Origin of the sequence: Nostoc sp., from assembly GCF_036917375.1 — a bacterium.
Classification (GTDB): domain Bacteria; phylum Cyanobacteriota; class Cyanobacteriia; order Cyanobacteriales; family Nostocaceae; genus Nostoc.
Genome location: NZ_JBALDN010000046.1, coordinates 100,672 through 123,484, shown reverse-complemented (window position 1 = coordinate 123,484; position 22,813 = coordinate 100,672). Strand labels below are relative to the sequence as shown.

Here is a 22,813-nt window from a genome sequence, read left to right as displayed (position 1 = left end):
CCGAGTTCTGAGGTTGAAGTTCCGAGTTCTGAGGTTGAAGTTCCGAGTTCTGAGGTTGAAGTTCCGAGTTCTGAGGTTGAAGTTCCGAGTTCTGAGGTTGAAGTTCCGAGTTCTGACTCTCGCCGCTCAGGAAAGACGCGATGAATCGCGTCTCTACAAACTTCCGACTCCTCACTTTTTTCCAAAAGCCTGCCTAATTCTTCCACCCAATTGGTGTAAACGCGCATTACCACCGGCAAATAATCTTGAGTACCGATCGCTTTATTCTTTAAAGCCGGCACCAGTCCCGCATTCACCAGGGAACTTTTGCCTACACCCGATTGCCCATGAATTACTATCAGTTTATAATCAGGGCGACCCATGCGTTCGATTAAACGTTCTACATCCAAGAGACGACCAGATGCAGCAATTTCTGGGGCAATATTTCCTTGGGGAGAGTTTGAGCGCAATGTCTCGACAAATGCCTGTTTTGTAGCTTCTAACTTACCCGCACCAATAAAAGCCCGTAAGCCAAATTGCTGTTCAATGGAACGCCGCTGCTGTTTAATTTTGTATGCTTTGAGATATTCTTTCTGCTCAAAATAAAGCTGCTGCAAAAACCTGAGAATATCCAAGTAAAGCCTGACATCTTCTAAGGGATTACCCACATCCCTAGCAGTTTCTAAGCTGAGAGTTGCCTCTTTAATTTGACCTAAATGGTATTGAGAACGACCTAAAATAAATTGATATAAGCTCAAGTCTTTTGATTTTAAAACCCTTTCGGGAATATCAGATAAAATCCCTGATATATTAGCTGATTCCTGATTTGGAATCGCGGCAAAAACTTCTAGTGCTTGCTTAACTAACTGATTTGCTTTCACCCAGTTTTTTTGAGCCAAAGCCACCTCAGCTAAAAAACCGTAATCTTTGGCTAATTCCCTCGGCTGTTTGTTATTTTGATGGATTACTAAAGCTTGTTCGGAAAGACTCTGCAATATTTCCCACTTTTTCAAGTCTCGCAAGATATCACCGAATTTCACTACTGCGTTAGCAATTAAATCTGGACTTTGGATCTGGTTAATAAAATGTATATACTCTTGAAGATAATGCCAAGTTGTCTGCCAATCTTGACAATTGATATCTTGAGCCTTCAAAGCTTTGAGATAATAGCAAAAGCTAATCTCACCGATGACTTTTGCCTGTCTTTCTAAATTATGACTTTGCTGCCAGAGCTTATAAGCTTTGTGATAATGCTCTAACGCCGAATCTTTTTGATGATTTATCTGCTTAACAAAACCTAATAAAGATTCTAAGTTAGCTTGAATATCTAAATTATAAATATCTGGCTTCTTAATTAAATCTCTTTGCGCTACTTCTAACTCATTTTCCAGCTTTAGATATACATCGAAGCTAAATTTTAAGTTATTACTAAACCATTGATTAGCGGTTTCGATAATAAAATCTACTAATTGTTGGGTTGATATATCAAAATTTCTCGTAGTTGCCCAACTTTCCAAATCTGGTGCAAGCTGTATTAGATGCTTGTAGATTTCATCGTCAATCCACAACACTAAGGGAAAAGCAAAATTCTTGCGAAACTCCTCCCGCACCTGATTTGCAGAAGTTAACATCACAGGCAAATTCTGCACAGATTCCAAACCCACAACCATTACACAGGCTGGCATTTCTGCGCCGAATTCTTCCTGAATGGCAGTATAAAGAGTCTTGTTCGATTGCTGCACCGTCAAGACACGAATTTCGACTTGACAAATTTCTCGCAATCTGGAGATTAAGCGATCGCGCAAGCTAGCATAATTACACCGGGCCAATATCAGCTTAAACTGTCCCACAGAGGATTCGATCGCCCAAGCTAATTGTTTCAGAGAGCGATCGCTGTTTACATGGTCATCTTTTGGTGGTTGCTGTGAACTCATAAGCTTATGTGTTTAGTTCGTAGTAAGCACTTTAGTGCTTTCAAAGATATGGAATAATAAGCACTAAAGTGCTTACTACAAACTCAATTCCCTCGCTTCTGCCAAAACCGGATTAACATCAAACCAAGACTCGCCACCATCGCGATATTCAAACACAAACCGACTGCGGATCAGTTTTTGATATCCGTTGTCATCACTCACCTTTTTCCTTTCCTTGACATGGCGTAACAATTGCCACTCATCCTCAGAAATCGGCAACATGATTTCATTCCGCCGAGAACGAATTACTTGCTCTAAAGTTTCACGGGTTAGAGGAAGACTCATCTCTTCCATAATCCAGGTATTCAGCAGCCTCAACACATCCCGCACATGACCACCGCTCATTTGACATAAACGCTCTAGGCTAGCAGCACTATCAAAAATCTCGGTAACTTTACTTAAACGCTCCTCTGGTGTCATGTCAGGAAAAGCTCTAGCAAGTACCATCTGCTGCATGAGTAACATTCCCTGTGTATGAACGCTGCCATCAGGCCATTGTATAGGAACCATTGGTAACACCTTGGGGTCTTCTGGGAAACGCTGAGTCAGCATTCCGTAATCGTTGGAAAACTTCAACGACAAAGGCATGGTGTAGATGAGATGACAATTCAGCTTCGTCAAAAACTCACCCTGATCGACAAATAAATATTCTTGCTGCGGACGACCCCAAGGTTTGGCACGATTATCTATGCGGTCAAGATTATCGACAATTACCACCAGACCATTTTTACCCTGCTGTTTGAGTTTAGCGATCGCAGGTTCCAATAATTCTTGATTAATTGCTTCCAGCAGCTTAGTTTTTTGCGGTGCTAAATACTGATTGAGTTTTTCGCGCAGCATTGGGTCATTTTTCATCTTCGCGGTGATTTCTCCAATGCCCACAGACAGAGAAAACTTATCTTTATCTGCGGATAAACCGACATCACCAAGCACCGGAAGCTTAACTTTTCCCGCCGTCACCTCGGAGTTTAAGACCTTCCAAGCACCTTGCAGCAATTCATTAAACTTGTTAGGTTCCTCTAGGGTAATTTTATCCAGACTTTGACTGACCCGCCGAGCGATCGCTAGCAACACATCAGCAATATCAACATCGGTCATTTCCAAGTCATCACTGGACTCAAAATAGACCACATGAAAACCTAACTTTTCCAGTTCTGCCTGTAATCGTAATAATTCTGTCGATTTTCCACAACCAATATGCCCAGTAAATAAAGTGCAGGTGGGTTCATTCGGCTTAAAGAAAGTAATTTTCTGCTTCAGCTTGCCAAGAATATCACCACCCCGGACTGAGGAAAAATCTATATAATACTTGCCATCAGAGCTATTGTTGACAAACAGAGTTCTGCTGGGATCGCTAGCCTGATAAAATTCCCGTAAATCTAAGGACATAACCTGGTAGTGCAATAATCTGGTATTGTCTTAACATATCCTTGTAGAAAAGGATAAAGTTATTTACATCGTTGCCTCTCAATATTTCGGAGAATTTTCGCATTTACTGCCTTAAAGGCGATCGAATCGTTTATTAATCTCCAAATACGAAATTTAATCAACTCGTAGCAAATTCTCTGCGTGCCTTTACGCTTACCTCTGTGCCCCTTTGCGTTTAAAAATATTTAAGTTATCTGCAAAAACCGAGACTTTTTTTGATACTATTTAAGACCGGACTCTTTAAATATTGATTGACGTATGAGCAAAGGTACCCTGTTTGATAAAGTTTGGGACTTACACACCGTTGGTACACTTCCCTCAGGGCTGACGCAACTATTTATCGGGCTTCACCTAATTCATGAAGTCACCAGTCCCCAGGCTTTTGCTATGTTACGCGAAAGAGGTTTAAAAGTACTGTTTCCAGAGCGTACCGTTGCCACAGTCGATCATATTGTGCCCACAGAAAACCAGGCGCGTCCCTTTGCCGATAGCTTGGCAGAGGAAATGATTCAGGCGCTGGAAAATAATTGTCAAGAAAATAACATAACTTTTTACAACATCGGTTCTGGTAGTCAGGGTATAGTTCACGTCATCGCTCCCGAACTCGGACTCACTCAGCCAGGAATGACGATCGCTTGTGGAGATAGTCACACTTCCAGTCATGGGGCATTTGGTGCGATCGCATTTGGTATTGGTACTAGTCAAGTCCGGGATGTTCTCGCTTCCCAAACTCTTGCCCTTTCAAAATTGAAAGTCCGCAAAATCGCAGTTAACGGCACTCTCAACCCTGGTGTTTACGCCAAAGATGTCATCTTGCATATCATCCGCACCCTTGGCGTGAAAGGTGGTGTGGGCTATGCTTACGAGTTTGCAGGTACGACATTTGAGCAAATGAATATGGAAGAGAGGATGACTGTCTGCAATATGGCGATCGAAGGCGGTGCTAGATGCGGCTATGTCAATCCCGATCGTGTCACCTACGATTATCTCAAAGGCAGAGATTTTGCTCCCAAAGATGCAGATTGGGATAAAGCAGTGGCTTGGTGGGAATCTATCAAGAGTGATGCTGATGCCCAATATGATGATGTGGTGATATTCGACGCTGCGGAAATTTCTCCTACCGTCACCTGGGGGATTACTCCCGGTCAAGGTATCGGCGTCAACCAGTCAGTACCCCAACCAGAAGAACTGCTGGAAGAAGACCGATTTATTGCCGAAGAAGCTTACCGCTACATGGATTTATATCCTGGTCAACCGATCAAGGGCACTAAAATAGATGTCTGCTTTATTGGTAGTTGCACCAACGGCAGAATTACTGATTTGCGAGAAGCGGCAAAAATCGCCCAAGGTCGCCACGTTGCAGAAGGAATCAAAGCCTTTGTTGTCCCCGGTTCGGAAAGGGTGAAGGAAGAGGCAGAAGCTGAAGGGTTGGATAAAATCTTTCAGGAAGCCGGATTTGAGTGGCGGGAACCAGGATGTTCTATGTGCCTAGCCATGAACCCCGATAAGCTACAAGGAAGACAAATCAGCGCTTCTTCCTCCAACCGCAACTTTAAAGGCAGACAAGGTTCCTCTTCCGGTCGGACATTGTTAATGAGTCCGGCAATGGTCGCCACTGCTGCGATTAAAGGCGAAGTCTCTGATGTGCGCGAGTTGCTGTAATTTTTTGGTCATTTGTAGAAATTCACAGGCTGTCATTGAAATGATAGGTAAATAAAGTTTATGGTGAGTGAAGTTAAAACAGTTTCAGGGCGCGGTATACCCTTAGTGGGCAATGATATAGATACCGATCGCATCATTCCCGCGCGATATTTGAAAGCCGTTACCTTTGATGGGTTAGGTGAAGGCGCGTTTATCGATGACCGGACAGCACTTAAAGGCGAACATCCTTTTGACCAACCCCAATACCAAGGGGCGAATATTTTAATAGTCAATAGAAATTTTGGTTGTGGTTCATCACGAGAACACGCACCTCAAGCGATCGCAAAATGGGGAATCCAAGCTTTAATCGGTGAAAGCTTCGCCGAAATCTTTTTTGGTAACTGTGTGGCAATGGGCATACCTTGTGTGACAGCCGATGCTGTTACTATTAAACAACTGCAAGATTTAGTCACTGCCAATCCTCAAGCCGCCGTGACAGTGAATTTAGAAACCTTGCAAGTGCAAATTGATGATTACACTGCCCCAGTTGCGATCGGTGAAGGTACAAGAAGCACATTTATTTCTGGAACTTGGGATGCTTGCGGTCAGTTAGTAGCTAACGCTGACCAAGTTCGAGCAACAGCTACAAAATTACCCTACGTCGCTTGGGGTAATTTTGCCGCGAGTTAGTATTTTCTTATTCCCTGACTGACAGGCAGGGAATGATATCATCTTCGGTAAATTACTTGTGATTCGAATGGCACTAAGAAAAGCCCAAAGGCTTGTGTCGTCTTGTTCCCAGCCTGGAGGCTGGGAATGTATTTAAAAGAGGCTCTGCCTCTTGTCAAGCTATTGGAGGCGGAGCCTCCCAGAATGGGTTCCCTGCCTAGAGGCTGGGAACCAATCAGAGCAAGGGCTGTATCTTTTCTTAGTGCCATTTACTTGTGATTCCTGTGTAGATTCTAAATACTGTTCGGTTAAGGCAAGAGACGCGATGAATCGCCGTCTCTACAATAATCGGTCGGTCTTTAACCAAATCGTATTGCGTGGACTTTCCCTTAGTAGGCTTACGGTGTAGACACAAGTAATCTGATTACCCAAAAGTCCTTCTAAGCCTCACCCTGTCCTCAAGGAGGGGGACAGGCTTTGCCTAGCAAAACCAGAGTGAGGTTCTTTTATTATGGGCAATTCAGCGGACACGATATAAGCCGTCGAATTTACGTAACTCTAGAACCAAAATATTGAATCAGATTAAAGTATTACATTTTACTCATTGGATAAATAATTGTTTGAGAGTAAATGTAAAAACAAATGCTCAAACTTCAACAAAAATCTAGGTTAACCACTAAATGAATTGATTTTTGTTAGGTGCTTTGAAATCACTAATACCTATAAATATTGGAATAAAAACTTACCATTTTTTACATATCAACACCCACTTATTAATGCTAGCCACCGAATTAAGCAGTTGTCAGCAAAGTCACAATACGAATACGGGTTAGTATTTAATCTTGTCATTTGTTCAACGTTACTTACATTGCTTGAACTTTAGCGAAAATCGTTCAATCAGTTGAAAACTAGTTTGCAAAAGGCATTCACGAGTTAATCTTTCTTTTTCAAATGACGTGAAAAGTCAGCATACAGTCAGGTATGTCTCCAAAATTCATAGTGAAGAAGTTTTACAAAAACCAATATTCTGCATAAAAAAAGAAAATATCTCTGAGTAATACTTAGGAGCTAAAAACTATAAGTTTTCTAGTTCATAGAGAGAAACTAGTACTCCCATACTTTTCTTATAAACGAAGTATTAGTAACTCATTCTTCACTTAAATAAATTAAGAATTAGGAGTATTAATCATGGCAGTAACTTGGATTCCAGGCCCAGGCCCGACTAATGGAGCAGATGTAGGTATTAGTAATGCTGCTTCTGATAACTTCAATGGTTTGGATGGAAATGACACCCTTTTTGGAAATGCTGGTAATGACCTGTTACGAGGTGGGGATGGTATCGACTTTCTATCCGGTGGGAACGGGAATGATACCCTAATCGGAGATCGTGGTAACGACACCTTCATCGGCGGAAACGGCAACGATCGCCTGATCTGGAACAATGGTGACGGTAGCGATAGAATGAGCGGTAATACTGGCTTTGACGTGGTTGAGGTCAACGGCGCGGGTGTGGGAGACAACTTCCGCCTAGAACAAGATGCTCAAGGCAGAGCAATCTTCGATCGCCTGAATCTGGTTCCCTTCACTCTGACTGTAGACAGTGCAGAGAGGTTTGAAATCAATGGTGGGGGTGGTGATGACACCCTCGATGTCAACAACCTCTCAGGAACTTCTGTAAATGCAGTCTGGTTCACAGGCGGGGTTGGAAATGACTTGCTCGATGGTAGTGGTACAGCGACACCGTTAAGAGCCTTGGGTGGTGAGGGTAATGACAGCCTGACAGGTGGTACTGGCAATGACTTCCTCTCTGGTGATACAGGTAATGACCTGTTACGAGGTGGGGATGGTATCGACTTTCTATCTGGTGGGGACGGCAACGATACTATACTCGGAAATCGTGGCAACGACACCTTTACTGGTGGAAACGGCAATGACAGGCTCATCTGGAACAATGGTGATGGTAGCGATAGAATCAGCGGTAATGCTGGCTATGACGTGGTTGAGGTCAACGGCGCGGGTGTAGGAGACAACTTCCGCCTAGAACAAGATGCTCAAGGCAGAGCAATCTTCGATCGCCTGAACCTGGTTCCCTTCACTCTGACTGTAGACAGTGCAGAGAGGTTTGAAATCAATGGTGGTGGAGGTGATGACATCCTTGATGTCAACAACCTGTCAGGGACTTCTGTAAATGCAGTCTGGTTTACAGGCGGGGCTGGAAATGACTTCCTTGATGGTAGTGGTACAACGACACCGTTAAGAGCCTTCGGTGGTGAGGGTAATGACATTCTCTATGGTGGTGCTGGCAATGACTTACTCTATGGAGATGCTGGTAATGATATTTTACGAGGTGGTAAAGGTAATGACATTCTGACTGGTGGTGCTGGTAGCGATCGCTTTGTATTCAACTCAGGTGCTGGGTACAATAGTGCCGATCTCGGTGTAGATACAATTACTGACTTCAGCAACTTTAGCGATAAAATTGTCCTCGATAAGACAACTTTTGCCGGACTAAATAATCTGTCCCAAATTAAGATAGTAGCTAATGATGCAGCAGCTGCAACTAGCTCTGGACTCATTACTTACAGTCTTGGAACTGGCAACTTGTTCTTCAACCAAAACTTGACATCACCAGGCTATGGGACAGGTAGTTTGTTTGCCAACATTGATAACGATAACAATCAATTCACAGCCCCACCATTATTATCAGCGACAAACTTTGAGATTGTTGCGTAAACATCTTTCAAAATCCATAGAAGTTAAGGCATGTCTGCAAGCTCACAGCTAAATCATAATTAGCAACATTGATGATTGTTAATTAGGGATAATTGAATCCTCCTCATACTTGAAGTATGAGGAGAATTATACAGCAGTTCTTTTTTTGCATGAAGCATGAGGCTGCGAAGGCAAAAGCCAGAAACTCTTTATATCTCAATACGCTTGGGTTAAGAGTTATTAGTGTAGATAATTGGTCTTTCAAGATGCGATAAAGGCTTGAAAGTCTCTTGTTGCCCTTGTTTCTTTCATTAGTTAAATCCAGATAGATACGAAAAACTTAAGAATTACTGCGTAGGCGTAGCCAGCACTTCGAATGCGCTCAGTACAAGAAGCCTGTTATCACCGTAGGCATCGCTTTGGAAAAGGAGGCAATTTTGAGCGATCGAAAATATCCCGGCAAAGTTCCTAATTTATGTATTGAAAGTTAGATTATGGATGGACATTCTGAAAAATACACCTTTATTTATCTACATAAAAAAATAATTCAAAGATAAAGTTTATTTAAACAGAACCTGGGAAATAAGTTGAAATTTGCTGTAGCATAATAATAGTTAGATTTTGTACAATTAATAAATCGATTAATATGCGTTTACCTATCATCATCAGTGCAACCCTATTGCTTTCTCTAGGTATGAACCTACCAGCTATATCCGAAACTAGCGCAGAGAAAGCACAATATCAAACGCAAACAAATAATAGCTTGAATTCAAGACGGTTGAGATTTAATAAGCGTTTGTGGGAGCGGGCAAATATTTATAACTATCGCATTACGGTTAGCAATAGTTGCTTCTGCATACCAGATGCTAGAGGGCCAGTAGTTATTCAAGTACGTAATGGTCAAACAATTTCAATCACTTCTGTAGCAACTGGTAAACCAGTTAATCCGCAATTCTTTCAAAAATATGACACCATTCCCGAACTCTTTAATGTGATTCAAGATGCTATCAATCGTAAAGCATTCAACCTGGATGTAGAATACAATGCTAAACTTGGCTATCCAACTAAAATTAATATCGATTACAATAGTCAAATAGCTGATGAAGAAATCTTTTTGACAATTGAAAATTTTCAGGAACTGAAAAATAAACGCTAAACTGATTACTTGCGCTCCGTCTCGGTCAAAAAAAAACGGTAAATTAGCAACTCCAAAGCGAGATTTAATACTTCAAGTTACCCCAAAAAGCTAATAGCGATCCAATACGCTTGGGTTAAAGGTCATTCGTGTAGATAATTAGTCTTTCAAGACGCGATAAATCGCGTCTCTACATCTGGATTTTGTTGCTTATTCTGAACTGTATTGGATAGCTATTAGCTTTTCACAAAAATTAACACTTTGATTAAGTTATGTTGATTTTGTGCGACTAATTCTCAATTATTCAACGAATTTGTTGTGTTTGAGGGCTTGACTAAAAACAGTTACTTCTGATAGCCTCAAATTACTCGATAAGATTAGCGCTTGCTGTAAGTTTATACGCTAGTTGCGATCGCAGTAACTTTACTAATACCACAATAGAATTTAACTTTTTACAGATGGCTTAAAGTCGTACACCCATTTGTGAAAATCATCATTCATACTCATTTGCCGCTCTTGCGTCTGCCCGTTAGATGCCACGGTGTTAATATCGTAGTACCGCATTTCACCCAAGGCACTACGAGCTTGAATGAGTTTTGTCCGTTCGATGCGACATTGTTCGTAGCTAGTCAGAGCTTCTTGCAGATTAGCTGAATCAGAAAAACACTCTCGTAGTTGGTATGCATCTTCAAAAGTGGTATTGGCTCCTTGTCCCATTGCAGGTGCCATTGGATGAGCGGCATCGCCTAAGAGAGTAACTCTGCCTTGACTCCATTGAGTTAACGGTGGGCGATCGCAAATCGGCCCTTCCCAAATTTCCTCGGCTGGTGTCGCTTCTACCACCACCCGGAAGGATTCATCCCAGTCGGCTAATTCGTGGAGAATACGAGACTTCACTTCATCAGCGCTGTGCGAAAGGGAGTATTCAGGCGAGAACTTCCGACTAATCCAACTGGTATAGCCGCCGCCTACATTCAGAAGGTACATAAACTGTTGATTGCCTTTGGCAAAAACTAGTTCATAGTCATTAAATAGCTCGTGGCGATACTTAATGACGGCACGCCAACACATACTACCGATATAATTAGGCTTACCCTCGCCAAATAAAGTTTCTCTGATGACAGAGTTGACCCCATCAGCCCCAATTAGCAAATCTGCATCTACCGATTTTTTGCCATCAAAATGAATTTTCACACCGTTTGCATCTTGCTCAAAGCCGATGCAGCGATGATTGAGGTGAATGATGTCAGACGGCAATCTTGATGCTAAGACTTGCTGTAGACGATACCACCAAACAGTTAACAACGGTTGTCCGTATTGCTCTAAATATTTAGTTGCGTTAGTTCGGATTGTCTCTCCCTGAATACTCTTTAAAACCGTGTGGTGAACTTCGCATCCTGAACTTTTGAGGGTTTCGACAATTCCCGGCGCGATCGCATCTAGAGAATACAAGCCATTGGGAGCTAGTCCGAGTCCAGTTCCCGCCGGACGAAATTCTTGGGCTTTTTCGTATACTTGAACCTCTATCCCTTGGCTTCTCAGTGCGATCGCAGCAGCCAAACCGCCTGGGCCAGCACCGACAATAGCAACTTTCTCTACTAGGGGTTGGGATAATTTCTGAGTTAAATTTGTTTTCATATTATTAAGTTCGAATTCAGAATATTCTTACGAATCTATACGCTTCTTCCATATCTGAAAGTAACTTTACTTTTGAGCTATATCCACAGTCATTACTTTTACTTTTAAGTAGTTTTATTTTTTAGTCAATCTTCCTTAAGAATCAACCCTGAATTTGTGTTCTAATGGATTATCATCACTTTTGCGGTTACTGGAAGTAATAATTGCACACTTCAGCATTTTTTACCAATCCGAAAAATGCAAATACTTTTAGTCAGTTCATTGCCGCTTATTGTAAATTTCCTACAAGTCCTTGCTTAAGAGATTAGCTTTTATGCCTTATGCCATGCGATATTATGGTTACTTTTTGGAGTCTAAATATCAGGAAGTCAAGCTAGAACAACAGCAGGCTTTTTTTCGCTACTATAGTAAATGATGTAATTTTTATCTACGTGAGACATGGAAGGAAATTCCTTAGCTTCAATAACTTCAGACTCATTTACCCAAGAAGTGAAAATATTCGGTTCAGAAGAAGTAGAATTATCACTGAATATCAATAATATATCTTACTCGCTGAAGCTAGAACCTCGTGTTACATTACTAGATGCACTTCGAGAAAAGCTGGGTTTGATGGGCACTAAAAAAGCTTGCGATCGCGGTGAATGTGGTGCATGTACTGTATTAGTTAATAATCGGCGAATTAACTCTTGTATAACTCTAGCAGTAATGCACACCGATGCTGAAATTACCACAATTGAGGGATTAGCACAAGATGGGAAACTCCATCCTATGCAAACAGCCTTTATTACCCATGATGCTTTTCAATGTGGTTACTGTACATCAGGTCAAATTGTCTCAGCAGTAGGGATGATATTGGAAGAATCGCCAAAATCTGAAGCAGAAATTAGAGAAAAGATGAGTGGAAACCTTTGCCGTTGTGGAGCATATCCAAATATTATTGCGGCGATTCAGGATGTGCTAGAGGAAAAGCAAGATGCAGCCATTTAGTTATGCTAAAGTCACCTCAGAAGAAGTGGCATCGCCACAGTTGTGACTAATCAGTTCTAAATGCTCTGCCAAAAAAGTGAAGAGTGTAATTAATCTGACTACTTAACAAGTACTGGCAATAGTTAAGTTTAGTAAATTTCATGAAATACATAATTTATATTATGTATCCTCAACTGATTTTCTGATGATTTGAAGAATACTTAACGCAGTCGATTACTGTTACTAATTTCAGCAATCCCCTTTGAGTAGGCCACTTCTTTATAGTACAAAAATACTGCAAAGAGCGATCGTACTATGCCAGAGCGTAAGTCCTAACTAAATTACAAAAAGTGTGACAAAAAAGGAATTTTGACTCTATCAGGTATTGCACCGAGATAGACCTAATAAACCTGCAAGATGCCTACTTTAGCTTATAGGATCTTCCAACTATGGAGCAATACGCTTGGGATAAGCTTTTTTCTCCCCCCTGCTTCCCCTGCATCCTCTGCTCCCCCTGCCTGCCTCAACGGATAAATTTCTTAACCCAAGCGTATTGAACTATGGAGGCTCTTTGAACTTCAAGCTGCTTATCCAAGTCTGAAGGCAAGCTTTCCCCCATGAACTAAATAGACTTTTTACCGAAAATCTCTCACGCTTTGTCTCTCAATCAGCTAGGGTCTGCCTCTAACAAAGACATCAAGTCTTTGAAACGTTTATGCTGTGCTAACCATTCTTTACAAACTTCTTTAGTAAGCTGTATCTCTTCTTGTGTCAAAACTTCATCAGGCTTCTGTAGCGCTAAAATCTCAGATGCTTTTCTTGCTTTTTCATATTCCACACCGAACTTGACTAATTGTGTATGAAATAATTTTTGTTTCTCCTCGACCGTTAGTGGAAATTTTTGTTGCATCAGTAAAAAATTGTTGAAACTTCAAATCTGAAGTATCTAAATGAGTTTACAATTTTTCAAAATATACGTTTTTAAACTTGTTAACTTCTACTCTTGGATAGATGAGAACACAAAACTTAATTATTTTTTAATACTTAAATTTACCCTTAAAAATTGGCGTCTATGACCCAATTTTTGTCAAAAACCGTTAACATCGTTGGGTATTACTTAACGATCGCTACTGTAATTTTGTCGGTCATAGCCGAGAAGAATTAATTGGTAAGTCATATCGTGTTCGGTTAAAGACTTATCATTAAGACGGCAGGGGAGCAGGGGGACTTGGGGCCCCCTTTGGGGATAGCAGGGTGGTTTCATACAAGCAGAGAATAAATTAAAACCGGGTTTCAAAGGCTCTACCCCCGTGGGGGAGAGGAATGGAAGTGAGGAAAAAAACCTGGACACAAAACGAAAAATCAAGACTTATGTATTTTTATTTTTTCATATGAAACTACCCTGCTTGTTTACCACCAACCCCATCGGCCAAAGTACGAGGATGGGTCTTGCCATGAGCTACCAAATCATTACAGAAAAACATGCGGTTCTTTAGAATATCTTTCGCAGCTAGGACAAGGCGCTGAGTTTGCGATTAAGATTTCCCCGATCTAGGATAAGTCAGCATAATTCGTAATTGATAAAGTAGTAATTACGAATTACGTTAGCGACGCAAGAGCGTCATTGCGAATTAGCTAAATACCTCCACCTCTTCGGGAACCTTCATTTGGTCGATAATTCCCCAAATTTCCTGTAACATCGGCTCTAATCCGATGCGAGTAACCGCAGAAATCACAAAAACCGGGGCGTAGGAGAGATGATTAAGTTGGGTAGCTAACGCCTCTAAATCGACGGTTTCGCGATCGACTGCATCAATTTTATTCAGCGCCAAAATTTGCGGACGTTCTGCTAAACCCCGTCCATAAGCTTGTAATTCTTCCTGAATTGTGTAGTAGTCTCTAACCACATCATCACTAGTAGCATCAATTAAGTGAAGTAGCACCCGCGTGCGCTCGATGTGGCGCAAAAAATCATGTCCCAGTCCAGCACCATGAGCCGCTCCCTCAATTAGTCCGGGAATATCGGCGAAAACAGTACCATCGCCAGTAGGTTTCCGGACTACACCCAAATTTGGAATCAGGGTAGTGAAGGGGTAGTCTGCGATTTTTGGACGTGCAGCTGATAAAGATGATATTAAAGTGGATTTACCAGCATTTGGTAAGCCAATAATCCCCACTTCTGCCAAAAGTTTTAACTCTAGGCGCAGCTGCTTTATTTCCCCTGGTAATCCTGGGAGGGCATATTCTGGGGCGCGGTTACGGTTGCTCAAGAAATGCTGATTTCCCAGTCCGCCTTTCCCACCTTGGGCAATCAGCAAAGTCTGCTTAGGTTCAATTAAATCTCCTAGCAGTTCGCCAGTTTCAGCATCATAAATGGTTGTACCGCAGGGAACTTCGATAATTAAATCCTTTCCTGCTGCCCCAGTGCAGTTATTTGGCCCCCCACGAGTACCCTTTTCTGCCTGAAAGCGATGGTTGTATCTGAAGTCCAACAAAGTTTGTAGGTTTTCTTCGGCAACGAAAAATACCGAACCACCTCGTCCCCCATTACCACCAGAGGGGCCGCCAGTCGGCACGTATTTCTCTCGCCGGAAAGCGACAATACCATCGCCGCCTTTACCAGCTTCAACTTCAATTTTTGCTTGATCGATAAATTGCATCTTTCCAGAGTCCTGTTAGCGGATAGCTAGGGTTTAGCCCGTGCTGAGTTATAGGCGAGTTATAAATTATAAGTTTTAAAATCTTATTCCTCACTACTTTACTTGTAACTCACACTCCCTACTCCCCTGCTCCTTTTGCTCAAGATATGGGAATATTATAAAGTTGTAGCTAACCGCCTACGTAGAGGTTTAAAGTGGATACCATTGCAATTCCTGCTCTGAATCGGCCAGTGGATGCCACGGTAGAAATTCCTGGTTCTAAAAGTCTTACCAATCGAGCGTTGCTTGTCGCTGCTTTAGCACAAGGTGACTCTATTTTAGAAAATGCTTTATTTAGTGAAGACAGCGAGTATTTTGCTAAATGCGTAGAGCAATTGGGCATTCCCATTACTTTGAATCCTCAGTTGGCACAAATTCAAGTGGCGGGAAGGGGAGGCGAGATTCCAGCTAAACAAGCAGATTTATTTGTGGGTTTGGCAGGTACAGCAGCACGGTTTATTTCGGCGCTGGTAGCACTGGGAAACGGCGAATATCGCCTAGATGGTGTTCCCCGGATGCGAGAACGACCGATGGGCGACTTGTTGACGGTGCTGCAAACGGGTGGAGCAACCATTAACTTTGAGGGAAACTCCGGGTTTATGCCGTACACCGTCTATAGTCGGCAATTCGCTGGCGGAAATTTTCGGGTGAAAGCGAACCAAACAAGTCAGCAACTTTCGGCATTGCTGATGATTGCGCCTTATGCTCAACAAGACACAATTGTTGAGGTTGAAGGTACGTTGGTTTCTCAGTCTTACGTCAAAATGACCTGTCGTTTAATGGCAGATTTTGGCGTGGAGGTGATTCAAATCGGCGATAATCAATTTCAGATTAAAGCAGGTCAACGTTACCAAGCTCGACATTACACAGTAGAACCCGATGCGTCAAATGCTTCTTACTTTTTTGCCGCCGCCGCCGTCACGGGTGGACGGGTGCGGGTAAAACATTTGACCAAACAATCCTGTCAGGGTGATATTCTCTGGCTGAATGTTTTAGAACAGATGGGTTGCCAAATTAAGGATGGGGATGATTACACCGAAGTGACGGGGCCGAAGCAATTGCAAGGCATCGATATTGATATGAATGATATATCGGATCTAGTGCAAACATTAGGAGCGATCGCACCCTTTGCCAGTTCACCAATTACCATTCGGAACGTGGAACATATTCGCTATAAGGAAACTGACCGAATTAAAGCTGTGGTGACAGAGTTGCGGCGGCTAGGAGTTGAAGTTGAAGAATTTGCAGATAGACTGAAAATTCAACCTGGCCCCATTACCCCAGCGGCGATTGAAACTTATCACGATCATCGAATGGCGATGGCTTTTGCTGTCACTGGCTTGAAGGTTCCAGGGATTGTAATTAAAGATCCTGGTTGCACAGCGAAGACTTTTCCAGATTACTTTACCCGATTTTTCCAAATGCTCGAACAATAAAAAGCTATTTTCGCTCAACTTACTTTTTCAGTGCCAGAGTTAAGCCATCTGCGATCGCTACTACACTAAGACTAACTCGCTGGTCTTGATGCAGTTTTTGATTAAAGGCACGAATTCTTTTAGTTCTATTATCTTGCACTTCGGGGTCGGCAACCCTGCCTGACCAAAGAACATTATCGATCGCAATCAATCCCCCCGAACGCACTAATTGCAGCGATCGCTCATAATAGGCATCATAGTTGCTCTTATCTGCATCGATGAAAGCAAAATCAAAAGTTTCTGCTTCTTTTGTTGCCAGAAGCCAATCCAAAGTCTGCAAAGCTGGGGCAATGTGCAGTTGAATTTTATCTGCCACTCCTGCTTGCTGCCAATAACGCCGAGCGATCGTTGTAAATTCTTCACTAATATCACAGGCTACCACTTTACCGTCCGTCGGTAACGCCAATGCCACCACCAGGGAACTATAACCTGTAAATACCCCAATTTCTAAAGTTTTCTTAGCTCCCAGCAATTGCACCAGTAACGCCAAAAACTGCCCCTGTTCGGGAGCAATTTGCATTCTCCCGATTGGATACTGGGCTGTTTCTTGTCTCAGTTGGGTTAAAATTTCTGGTTCTCGGAGAGAGATTGACAGTAAATAGTTATAGAGGTTTTGTTCGAGTCCTAATGTTTTAGTTGTCATAGGCATTGGGCATGGAGAATAGGGGACGAGTCTTTGATACTCGTGAATGATTTTTTAAAAGTCAAAATTATATTTAAATACAACTCAGTATGATAAACAAAGCGATGTCTACGATGGTCACTGAGCTTGTCGAAGTGCGGGCTGCGCCTACGCTCAGGATATTTTAAATCATGCCAAACCTTAAAGAAAATGATAACGCTCTGCGCGAGGTGTTGACCCAAGCCAAAATCATAGCTGTTGTAGGTCACTCTGATAAACGCGATCGCACCAGTTATCAAATCGCCCAATTTTTGCGACAAACAGGCTATACAGTTTATGCCGTCAACCCACTAATTAAAGAAATTGACGGTCAACCCAGTTATGCTGCACTCCAGGAATTACCCGAACCCGTGGATATTGTTAACGTGTTTCGCCGTTCTGAATACTTGCCAGAAATTGTAGATGAAGCAATTTCTATCAATGCGAAAACTGTATGGACACAACTGGGTATTTGGCATCAACCATCAGCACAAAAAGCTATAGATGCAGGACTGAATGTGGTTATGGATGCTTGTATCAAAATTGAATATCTGCGTCTAAAAGTAGGGTTAACAGGGGATATTTAGTTTTTCTGCGTACAGATATTCTAACAATCATGTAAATTGTTATTATTATGCAAAAAGCGTAGTTTACCGCCGTAGGCATCGCACAAACATTTTATGTATGTGTAGAGATATTGCATACCAGGTCTTTGTTTGAGTTACTAGCTTAAACCCTTCTAGAATAAAAACTATTGTAGGTAATTTTATTACTAAAGTTGTTTTTATTGTGGGAGGTTATGATGAGCCGTCCAATAATTCTTGGTATTGTCGGCGACAGCGCGGCTGGTAAAACAACATTAACGCGAGGAATCGCTCAGGTACTCGGCCCAGAAAATGTCACGCTCATTTGTACAGATGATTATCACCGTTACGATCGCCAACAACGTGCAGAAATTGGCATCACTGCCCTTCACCCCGATTGCAATCACTTAGATATTATGCAGCAACATCTATCGTTGCTACGCACGGGACAACCAATTCTGAAGCCAGTTTACAGCCATAAAACCGGCACATTCGAGCCACCACAATATATCAAGCCGAATAAATTCGTCATTATTGAAGGATTACTCGGTTATTCTACCCGTGCTGCTCGTGATTCCTACGATGTTAAAGTTTACCTTGCACCCCCAGAAACACTACGTTCTAAATGGAAAGTTAAACGAGACACCCAAAAGCGCGGCTACACAGCTGAACAGGTATTAGCGGAATTAGAAAAGCGCGAACCAGATTCAGCAGAGTTTATCCGTCCGCAGCGGCAATGGTCTGATATAGTCATTAGTTTTTATCCACCCACCGAGGAAGATGATGAAACCAATGGACATCTGAATGTCCGTCTGGTATTACGTCCGACAATTCCCCATCCAGATTTTACCCAGATTGTCAACTCTGGCTATGGTAATTCTGACTCAGCGATCCGTCTAGGGTTAGACAGAGATATGAGTAAGCCTGTAGATGTCTTAGAAGTTGATGGTCATGCAACCTTAGACCAGGTAAATAAGCTAGAGCATATTATTTGTTCTGATATGCCCCATTTACGAAGTATTTGCGATCGCGAAAGTAATCCAGAACTGGGTAAAATTGCTGGTACAACTGGAGAAACACTGCAAAGTTATCCTCTGGCTCTGACTCAGTTGATTATTACCTACCACATGCTGAAAGCAACGCAAACTTATCAGTAATTAGCGACAATGAAGAGGTTTGAATCGTTTGCGATCGCGTGCAGTATTGGACTGTTAAATTATGCGATGCCTACGGCGGTAAACTACACACTATTAGTCTGTCAAGTTTAAATTGATGGGTAAGTAAGTTCGTAGTAAGGACTTTAGTCCTTATTTTCTAAGCACTTTAGTGCTTACTACAAACCCTCAAAACTATCTTGACAAAGTAATATAATTATGATCCTAAACTTAGATGCTCATGATTGTGACTTGACGGGGGCTTGCAGCAACTCAATATTGCACTTATTAAACTTGGTAACAAGCATATTTTCACTGAAAGTCTATTGTCGTTAGGGGTAAAGCGAAAAACCTAATCATTAAACTCTTGACATCAACTTAGCAATTTGCTAAGTTTGAATAACTACGACGCTGAGAAGGACATTCTTATGAGCTTTATTTTGAAAAAATTCATTTATTATGCATATTATTTCCAATACAGCACTAAAACTTTTTTATCAAAAGTATCCCGATGCTGAATCTAGTTTACGTGGTTGGAATAAAGTTGCAAAATTAGCCAAGTGGCAAAATATACTTGAAGTTCGCCAAGCTTTTAACTCTGCCGATTCAGTAGGTGAACTTACAGTTTTTAATATTCAAGGAAACAAGTATCGCCTTATTACCTATATTGACTATCAAAGTCAAAAAGTCTTTATTCGCAACGTATTAACTCATACAGAGTACGATACAGATAAATGGAAAAATGACCCTTGGTTTAAATAAACGTCCTACCTACATTGAACTGCTGCAAGCATTTCCTCCTCGTCCTATCAAGACTGAGGATGAGTTATTTGCTACCCAAAAAGTTATTAATTATTTGATAGATAGCGCTCCGTTAACATTGGATGAAAAAGATTATCTTAATATTTTAGGCACTCTAGTTTACGAGTTTGAACAAACGCAAGAGCCTGTGCCTGATATTTATGGAATAGATTTACTTAAAGTTTTGATAGAAGAAAATGGGCTACTTCAAAAAGATTTAGTACCCATTTTCAAAACAGAATCTATTATATCGGCCATATTGAAAAAGCAGCGTAAATTAACAACTAGACACATTGAAGAACTGGCGAAGTTTTTTCATATTTCACCTGCTGCTTTCTTCCCAAATAGCCTTGAGTAACTTGTTATTGGTTGATTGTGGAAGTGCGATCGCCTACGGCGGGCGGGTACGCCATCGCAACTTTTAAAACTGGTAACAAGTTTTATTAATTTACTGGGGAAAAATTACTATCAAAACTTTATCTTGTCAGTAGAAAGATAATATCACAGTTTTGATGTATTTATATTTATAAAAATAATATGTTAATAGTAGCCTAAGTAGGTCAAAATAAATTGAACTAAATTGATTAATAAAACAATATTCAGATTACTTTTTAGTGAGGACTTTAGTCTTCAAATGGGGGCTAAAGTCCTTACTAAAAATCTTTAATTATTTACGCTGCTCTGCTTATATAAAAATTTTCTAACATCTTCTTATCTTTTAAATTTTCTAATGATGAAGTCAGTCTTCCACAAAAATTTTCTATATCAGTTGCTTTATCCCAAGCTTTGATTATTAAAATATTTTGATGTATATATAAGAGCTTTTCTATTGTATAATCAATAACATTTTCATCTTTAATTACTAGTCTGTTTACAAGTTCAACTAGCGTAAATTGCATGTAATCTTGATAATATTCTTTGTTTTTAGCTAGTGAATTTTCTCCATTTTCATCTTTACAATTTAATTCTGTGAATATTGTTATTTCATGTTTTAGTTTATTTATCAATGAATTTAAAGGAGATAAGATTGTATCTAAATCTTCTTTTGACAGATTGTCCAGTTGTTTCCTTAACATTTCAGACATATTTTTGTTAAAATTTGTACACTAAATTTAGTATCTTCTGAATAATTGCTTACGTCAACGGTAAAAAAGATAACTAATCAAGGACAGATTAAAAAATTTTCTAAAACCTAGCTTTAGACGATAAATTTTGGACCAAAGGTTGCTGGAATGTAGTCAATCCGAGCTTGATCGCAGATTGGCAGCCAGTGGCTAAGGAGAATAGGGTTCATGATTCTAATCAGAGCAAGATATATAGGAATAGAGAAAATTTCCTAAAATTAAAGATTTTCTCAAATAAAGATGATTTTGAGAGCAAACGAGGGATAACTAAGGATAGTTCTATGTGTGGTGCTATTTTCTTAGTTTAATATGACCTATTGCCTCAGAATTGCCGACCTACCTACAAATGAGCGTCCGCGTGAACGCTTAATGACGCATGGTGCAAAAATTTTAGCCACAGCGGAGTTAATCGCAATTCTTCTAGGCACTGGTCAAGGGCCGGGAAAACTATCTGCTGTGGGTTTGGGACAATATATCTTGAGCGAATTAGCTAAACACCAACGCGATCCTTTGGTAGTTCTGCGAGAAGTCAGCCCTGCTGAGTTGATGCAAATTTCTGGTGTTGGCCCAGCGAAGGCGACAAGTATCTTAGCAGCAATAGAATTGGGTAAACGCGCTTTTCAATCTCGACCCAATGATGGCACATTAATTGATAGCCCACTTGCTGCTGCTGCTACCCTCAGTCAAGATTTGATGTGGCAGGTACAAGAACGTTTTGCTGTGGTGCTATTAGATGTCAAGAATCGTTTGCTGGGTACGCAAGTAATTACCATTGGTACTGCAACCGAAACCCTAGCCTCTCCCCGTGATATTTTTCGAGAAGTTATTCGTCAAGGCGCAACGCGGGTAATAGTTGCCCACAATCATCCTTCTGGGAACCTTGAACCCAGCCAGGAAGATATAGAATTGACGCGTCAGTTATTGTTAGGGGCGCAGCTTTTGAGCATTCCAGTACTAGATCATCTGATTTTGGGCAATGGCAATCATCAAAGTTTACGGGAACTAACAACCTTGTGGGATGAGCATCCACAGGGGGATTAGCAGGGGAGAGGGGAGCAGGGGGGCAGAGGGGACAAGAGGTAATAACTTGCAACAAGTCTTTCTCCTTGTCCCCAAGTCCTCTTCCTCCTGCCTTAATTATTTACGCCCACTACTACTTACTTTCCTGCATATTTCTGACTAGTTTTGTTACCAGCTTTCTGGGAGTAAATCTTACAGATTCAGCGAGTAGCTTATTTTTAATTCCAGGAACGACAACAGTTTTGTTTTCAAATAGACCACGATAGCCGATTTCGGCTACTGTTTCCGCAGTCATAATTTTTTGACCGCTTACCAACTTTGAGTCTTCCATTGCGGCTCTTTGTTGAAAACCAGATTCTGTAGGCCCTGGACAAAGTGCTGTTACAGAAACGCCTGTACCTTCTAACTCATTAGCGATCGCTTCTGAAAACGATAAGACATAAGCTTTACTAGCGTAGTATACTGCCATCAGCGGCCCCGGTTGAAAAGCAGCCGTGGAAGCCAGATTTAATATCTTTCCAGATCCCCGTTTAACCATACCTTTGAGAAATAACTTGGTTAAATGTGTCAGACATAAAACATTAACCTGTAGCAATTGCATTTCAGCATTCAGGTCAATTTCGTTAAATAATCCGTAGGTAGCAAACCCGGCATTGTTCACCAACACATCAACATTGATTGATGCTTGTTCTAGCTCAGTGAAAATTTCTTCTGGGGCTAATGGGTTAGATAAATCCTTGGAAATAACTTTGACATCAATGCCAAATTTCTTTTTAAATTCATCGGCAATTTTATTCAGTTTTTCCAGACTTCTAGCTACCAACACCAGATTGTAACCATCCTGAGCAAATAATTTCACAAATTCATAACCGATGCCGCCAGATGCACCAGTGATAAGAGCCGTTTGTTTGCGATTAGTCTGCATAATTTTCCTCTATTAACAGCTTGAAATAAATAGACATTTGGTGAAAATAACTATGTGTTAATCTAGAAACACTATAGATATGTAGGTTATATCTCTCCATTCTTTTTCACACATGTCTTTTATAAATCATTAGTTATTAGTCATTATTAACCTAACATTCTTGAAGCTTGATTATTCTCTCTCCAGAATAATTAAAAAGTGCTAAGTAAACACAACTAATCACTGACTA

Annotated in this window: 19 protein-coding genes and 1 pseudogene; 11 read left to right on the top strand and 9 right to left on the bottom strand. The window is 41.1% G+C overall.

The genetic code is table 11. From position 1 onward, the window contains the following. Together V7K45_RS12445 and V7K45_RS12440 are read right to left on the bottom strand one after the other, a co-directional pair. Window positions 1-1,913 (bottom strand): nSTAND1 domain-containing NTPase (locus V7K45_RS12445; protein WP_442941988.1); only part of this gene is annotated, 1,913 nt, incomplete at its 3' end. Window positions 1,914-1,988: 75 nt separating this feature from the next. Beyond that, window positions 1,989-3,341: an ATP-binding protein gene (locus V7K45_RS12440; RefSeq protein WP_335003769.1), complete on the bottom strand. Its 1,353-nt coding sequence runs from the start codon at window positions 3,339-3,341 to the stop codon at window positions 1,989-1,991. Window positions 3,342-3,638: 297 nt separating this feature from the next. Here V7K45_RS12440 and leuC point away from each other — a divergent pair, with 297 nt between their 5' ends. From leuC to V7K45_RS12420, 4 genes are all read left to right on the top strand, one after another. Then, window positions 3,639-5,042, top strand: coding sequence for a 3-isopropylmalate dehydratase large subunit (gene leuC, locus V7K45_RS12435; RefSeq protein ID WP_335003767.1), 1,404 nt, complete (start codon window positions 3,639-3,641; stop codon window positions 5,040-5,042). Between the two features lie 60 nt (window positions 5,043-5,102). Next, a complete protein-coding gene (gene leuD, locus V7K45_RS12430; protein ID WP_335003766.1) occupies window positions 5,103-5,711 on the top strand; it encodes a 3-isopropylmalate dehydratase small subunit in 609 nt (202 codons plus the stop codon). Window positions 5,712-6,878: 1,167 nt separating this feature from the next. Next, window positions 6,879-8,423, top strand: coding sequence for a calcium-binding protein (locus V7K45_RS12425; protein WP_335003764.1), 1,545 nt, complete (start codon window positions 6,879-6,881; stop codon window positions 8,421-8,423). A 625-nt stretch (window positions 8,424-9,048) separates the two neighbouring features. After that, complete coding sequence (locus V7K45_RS12420; protein WP_335003762.1) at window positions 9,049-9,558, top strand: DUF6174 domain-containing protein; 510 nt, start codon at window positions 9,049-9,051, stop codon at window positions 9,556-9,558. Between the two features lie 423 nt (window positions 9,559-9,981). Here V7K45_RS12420 and V7K45_RS12415 read toward each other — a convergent pair whose 3' ends face one another. Continuing rightward, window positions 9,982-11,175 carry an FAD-dependent oxidoreductase gene (locus tag V7K45_RS12415; protein WP_335003760.1) on the bottom strand — a complete coding sequence of 398 codons (1,194 nt, stop codon included), beginning with the start codon at window positions 11,173-11,175 and terminating at the stop codon, window positions 9,982-9,984. Between the two features lie 438 nt (window positions 11,176-11,613). On the opposite strand from V7K45_RS12415, the gene V7K45_RS12410 reads away from it, so the two are divergent. Further along, window positions 11,614-12,162, top strand: coding sequence for a (2Fe-2S)-binding protein (locus V7K45_RS12410; protein ID WP_335003758.1), 549 nt, complete (start codon window positions 11,614-11,616; stop codon window positions 12,160-12,162). Between the two features lie 39 nt (window positions 12,163-12,201). Here the strand turns inward: V7K45_RS12410 and V7K45_RS32985 are convergent. From V7K45_RS32985 to obgE, 3 genes and pseudogenes are all read right to left on the bottom strand, one after another. Then, window positions 12,202-12,304: pseudogene (locus V7K45_RS32985) on the bottom strand (IS701 family transposase); the annotation flags it as partial. 504 nt (window positions 12,305-12,808) lie between these two features. Next, complete coding sequence (locus V7K45_RS12405; protein ID WP_335003756.1) at window positions 12,809-13,051, bottom strand: hypothetical protein; 243 nt, start codon at window positions 13,049-13,051, stop codon at window positions 12,809-12,811. A gap of 721 nt (window positions 13,052-13,772) precedes the next feature. Beyond that, complete coding sequence (obgE, locus tag V7K45_RS12400) at window positions 13,773-14,801, bottom strand: GTPase ObgE (protein ID WP_335003754.1); 1,029 nt, start codon at window positions 14,799-14,801, stop codon at window positions 13,773-13,775. 194 nt (window positions 14,802-14,995) lie between these two features. On the opposite strand from obgE, the gene aroA reads away from it, so the two are divergent. Further along, window positions 14,996-16,276, top strand: a complete 1,281-nt coding sequence (aroA, locus tag V7K45_RS12395) for a 3-phosphoshikimate 1-carboxyvinyltransferase (RefSeq protein ID WP_335003753.1) — start codon at window positions 14,996-14,998, stop codon at window positions 16,274-16,276. 19 nt (window positions 16,277-16,295) lie between these two features. Here the strand turns inward: aroA and V7K45_RS12390 are convergent, their stop codons facing one another. Beyond that, a complete protein-coding gene (locus V7K45_RS12390; RefSeq protein ID WP_335003751.1) occupies window positions 16,296-16,958 on the bottom strand; it encodes a class I SAM-dependent methyltransferase in 663 nt (220 codons plus the stop codon). A 170-nt stretch (window positions 16,959-17,128) separates the two neighbouring features. Between V7K45_RS12390 and V7K45_RS12385 the strand changes: the two genes are divergently transcribed. From V7K45_RS12385 to V7K45_RS12370, 4 genes are all read left to right on the top strand, one after another. Beyond that, complete coding sequence (locus V7K45_RS12385; protein ID WP_335003749.1) at window positions 17,129-17,563, top strand: CoA-binding protein; 435 nt, start codon at window positions 17,129-17,131, stop codon at window positions 17,561-17,563. A gap of 215 nt (window positions 17,564-17,778) precedes the next feature. Continuing rightward, entirely contained in the window at window positions 17,779-18,717 is a 939-nt protein-coding gene (locus V7K45_RS12380) for a phosphoribulokinase (RefSeq protein WP_335003747.1), read from the top strand. 456 nt (window positions 18,718-19,173) lie between these two features. Then, a complete protein-coding gene (locus tag V7K45_RS12375; protein ID WP_335003745.1) occupies window positions 19,174-19,476 on the top strand; it encodes a type II toxin-antitoxin system HigB family toxin in 303 nt (100 codons plus the stop codon). Further along, a complete protein-coding gene (locus V7K45_RS12370; protein WP_335003743.1) occupies window positions 19,457-19,873 on the top strand; it encodes a helix-turn-helix domain-containing protein in 417 nt (138 codons plus the stop codon). The genes V7K45_RS12375 and V7K45_RS12370 overlap by 20 nt, the downstream gene beginning before the upstream one ends. 313 nt (window positions 19,874-20,186) lie before the next feature. Here V7K45_RS12370 and V7K45_RS12365 read toward each other — a convergent pair whose 3' ends face one another. After that, window positions 20,187-20,600 (bottom strand): hypothetical protein, encoded by a 414-nt coding sequence (locus V7K45_RS12365; protein WP_335003741.1) that lies wholly within the window; start codon window positions 20,598-20,600, stop codon window positions 20,187-20,189. Between the two features lie 348 nt (window positions 20,601-20,948). Between V7K45_RS12365 and radC the strand changes: the two genes are divergently transcribed. Continuing rightward, window positions 20,949-21,680 carry a RadC family protein gene (gene radC / locus V7K45_RS12360; RefSeq protein WP_335003739.1) on the top strand — a complete coding sequence of 244 codons (732 nt, stop codon included), beginning with the start codon at window positions 20,949-20,951 and terminating at the stop codon, window positions 21,678-21,680. Window positions 21,681-21,792: 112 nt separating this feature from the next. Here radC and V7K45_RS12355 read toward each other — a convergent pair whose 3' ends face one another. After that, the gene (locus V7K45_RS12355; RefSeq protein WP_335003736.1) at window positions 21,793-22,584 is read right to left on the bottom strand and encodes an SDR family NAD(P)-dependent oxidoreductase; all 792 of its coding nucleotides are present in this window, start codon (window positions 22,582-22,584) and stop codon (window positions 21,793-21,795) included. Window positions 22,585-22,813: the final 229 nt, after the last annotated feature.

What these genes read in the sequence shown, in the direction of transcription:
- V7K45_RS12425 (WP_335003764.1), top strand. Translation starts at nt 6,879, where the DNA reads ATGGCAGTAACTTGGATTCCAGGCCCAGGCCCGACTAATGGAGCAGAT.
- obgE (WP_335003754.1), bottom strand. Translation starts at nt 14,801, where the DNA reads ATGCAATTTATCGATCAAGCAAAAATTGAAGTTGAAGCTGGTAAAGGC.
- V7K45_RS12370 (WP_335003743.1), top strand. Translation starts at nt 19,457, where the DNA reads ATGACCCTTGGTTTAAATAAACGTCCTACCTACATTGAACTGCTGCAA.
- V7K45_RS12410 (WP_335003758.1), top strand. Translation starts at nt 11,614, where the DNA reads ATGGAAGGAAATTCCTTAGCTTCAATAACTTCAGACTCATTTACCCAA.
- V7K45_RS12380 (WP_335003747.1), top strand. Translation starts at nt 17,779, where the DNA reads ATGAGCCGTCCAATAATTCTTGGTATTGTCGGCGACAGCGCGGCTGGT.
- V7K45_RS12415 (WP_335003760.1), bottom strand. Translation starts at nt 11,175, where the DNA reads ATGAAAACAAATTTAACTCAGAAATTATCCCAACCCCTAGTAGAGAAA.
- leuC (WP_335003767.1), top strand. Translation starts at nt 3,639, where the DNA reads ATGAGCAAAGGTACCCTGTTTGATAAAGTTTGGGACTTACACACCGTT.
- V7K45_RS12390 (WP_335003751.1), bottom strand. Translation starts at nt 16,958, where the DNA reads ATGACAACTAAAACATTAGGACTCGAACAAAACCTCTATAACTATTTA.
- V7K45_RS12405 (WP_335003756.1), bottom strand. Translation starts at nt 13,051, where the DNA reads ATGCAACAAAAATTTCCACTAACGGTCGAGGAGAAACAAAAATTATTT.
- leuD (WP_335003766.1), top strand. Translation starts at nt 5,103, where the DNA reads ATGGTGAGTGAAGTTAAAACAGTTTCAGGGCGCGGTATACCCTTAGTG.
- V7K45_RS12440 (WP_335003769.1), bottom strand. Translation starts at nt 3,341, where the DNA reads ATGTCCTTAGATTTACGGGAATTTTATCAGGCTAGCGATCCCAGCAGA.
- V7K45_RS12355 (WP_335003736.1), bottom strand. Translation starts at nt 22,584, where the DNA reads ATGCAGACTAATCGCAAACAAACGGCTCTTATCACTGGTGCATCTGGC.
- V7K45_RS12420 (WP_335003762.1), top strand. Translation starts at nt 9,049, where the DNA reads ATGCGTTTACCTATCATCATCAGTGCAACCCTATTGCTTTCTCTAGGT.
- radC (WP_335003739.1), top strand. Translation starts at nt 20,949, where the DNA reads ATGACCTATTGCCTCAGAATTGCCGACCTACCTACAAATGAGCGTCCG.
- V7K45_RS12375 (WP_335003745.1), top strand. Translation starts at nt 19,174, where the DNA reads ATGCATATTATTTCCAATACAGCACTAAAACTTTTTTATCAAAAGTAT.
- V7K45_RS12365 (WP_335003741.1), bottom strand. Translation starts at nt 20,600, where the DNA reads ATGTCTGAAATGTTAAGGAAACAACTGGACAATCTGTCAAAAGAAGAT.
- V7K45_RS12385 (WP_335003749.1), top strand. Translation starts at nt 17,129, where the DNA reads ATGCCAAACCTTAAAGAAAATGATAACGCTCTGCGCGAGGTGTTGACC.